This is a genomic window from Anaerococcus sp. HMSC068A02, from assembly GCF_001811125.1.
GTDB lineage: Bacteria > Bacillota > Clostridia > Tissierellales > Peptoniphilaceae > Anaerococcus > Anaerococcus vaginalis_C.
In genome coordinates, this window is the sequence record NZ_KV803754.1 from 1 (window position 1) to 1808 (window position 1808).

A 1808-nucleotide genomic window follows, 5' to 3' on the forward strand; every position below is an offset into this window, starting at 1 on the left:
TTTTCTCCTCTCTTGATTGCCTTGTCAATTTCAATACTTAGGTCTATGCCATAATCGTCATTGACTGTCTTGACTGCATACTTGATATGGTTGATACTTTCGTACTCTTCTTTGATTGATTGTGATTGTCTGTTGAGTCTCGATATTTCATCTTCAAGGGTTTGGATTTCTTTTTTCCAGTCTTTAGACTTAATCGCCGATGAGCCTGTTATCTTTTCAAGAATTGCCCTTGCTCTTTTATATTTATCTATCTCATCTTTATGGGAATTGTAAAAGCTGTCTTTGAATAGGGATTTACTGTTCCATTCCTCAAAGACTTTTTTGTTATCCTTGATGATGTCCGCATAGGCAAAGCATTTATTTAAGTTTTCTATTCTTGTGGTTTTCGCCTTAATGTCTTGACTAATCTTCTTATTTTGGGATTGTAATGTGCTTATCTTTTCTTGTAGGTCGGCTATGGTTTTAAGATTGTTGCCTTTCAGATATATTCTTGCTTTGGAAAATCGTCTTAGGTCTGCACCTATCTTTTTGTTGCTTGCATAGGGATTTAACTTTCTTGCTTTTTCTCCCTGTAAGTCATAATAAATACTGATGTACTCATAGAGATTAAAGAGTTCCGCCTTGTTCTCATATTCTTCTTTTTTCTCCTGTTTGTATTCATCATATTTTACTTGCAGACTTCCAAGTAACGAGCCTATCCAAGACGTAAGTTTGGATAGCTCCTCTTTTAATTTTCTAAATTCTAAATTCAAGGCGATGATTTTTCTGTTTTGGTTTCCTCTCTCTGTCTGTATGCCTTTTTTCTCCATCTGATAACTGCTTGTGCCTAAATGAATTTGCGGGAGTTCTTCTCTGCCTTGTTCTTTAAAGGTGCGTGGATCTATCCTTTTATTTATGTTGTTCCTTGCCAAGTATTCGTTTGCTTTCTTTGAAAAGTTTTCTCTCCACTCTTTTGCTTTGTCAGGTTCGTTCCAATCGTTCAGATTTACTTTTCTTGATTTATAGTTTCCGCTTTTCAGTTTTATCTTTTCTCCGTTTTCATCAAGGATATATTCTTTTCTGCATTTCGGTTTCCAATTCCCTTTTTCGTCTATTTCTCTAAGGGTAAGTAGGATATGGGCGTGTGGTTGTTCTTCATGATCGCTTGCCATAGGATTATGAATATTACAGTCTGCTATCATACCTTTAGAAGTAAAGTTTTCTTCTATAAATTCGCCGATTAACTTTATTCTGTCCTGTTCATTTAATTCTCTTGGAAGTGTAAAGAGCAGATTTCTTGCAAGTTGTGAATTTTTACTTTTCTCTATTTTTTCAACACTATTCCATAGGTATTCTCTGTTTGAAAACTCTTTCGGGATATGTTCCGGCAGAAATATTTTTGAGAATACAAGGTCTTCTTTTTTAGAATAGTCATGTGTTTTCCCATAGTATTCATCTTGTAATTTATCTCTTGCATTGTATGCAGCTTTTGCAATCACGCTATGCCCTTTTGACCTTGCCACAATATCTACATGGGTATGCAAACTTCTGATTTCCATTGTCTTTTCCTCCTTTATCTGTTTTCAATTTTGGGATTTTACTATCCTAATGTTCAGGTCGTATCTTCGCTCCCTTTTTCAAAGGGCGCAAAGATACACCGTTTGACTACGGTGCTTTGCGTTCCTGCGGAAAGCTTATAGCTCCGCTAAGGAAACAAAAACGCTAAAGCATTTTTATTTGTTCAAGGGGGCTACTCCCCCTTAGACCCCTGTGAACTTTGTTTTTTGTAGATTTTTCAAATCCACAAAAAAGCAAAGTGTTAAAATGTT

The 1808-nt window shown here is 35.7% G+C and carries 1 protein-coding gene; it reads right to left on the reverse strand.

Annotated elements, in window-relative coordinates; all coding sequences use genetic code 11:
- The coding region (gene mobQ, locus HMPREF2782_RS04490) for a MobQ family relaxase (protein ID WP_070641173.1) at window positions 1–1538 on the reverse strand (1538 nt) is incomplete at its 3' end.
- Between the last annotated feature and the right edge of the window lie 270 nt (window positions 1539–1808).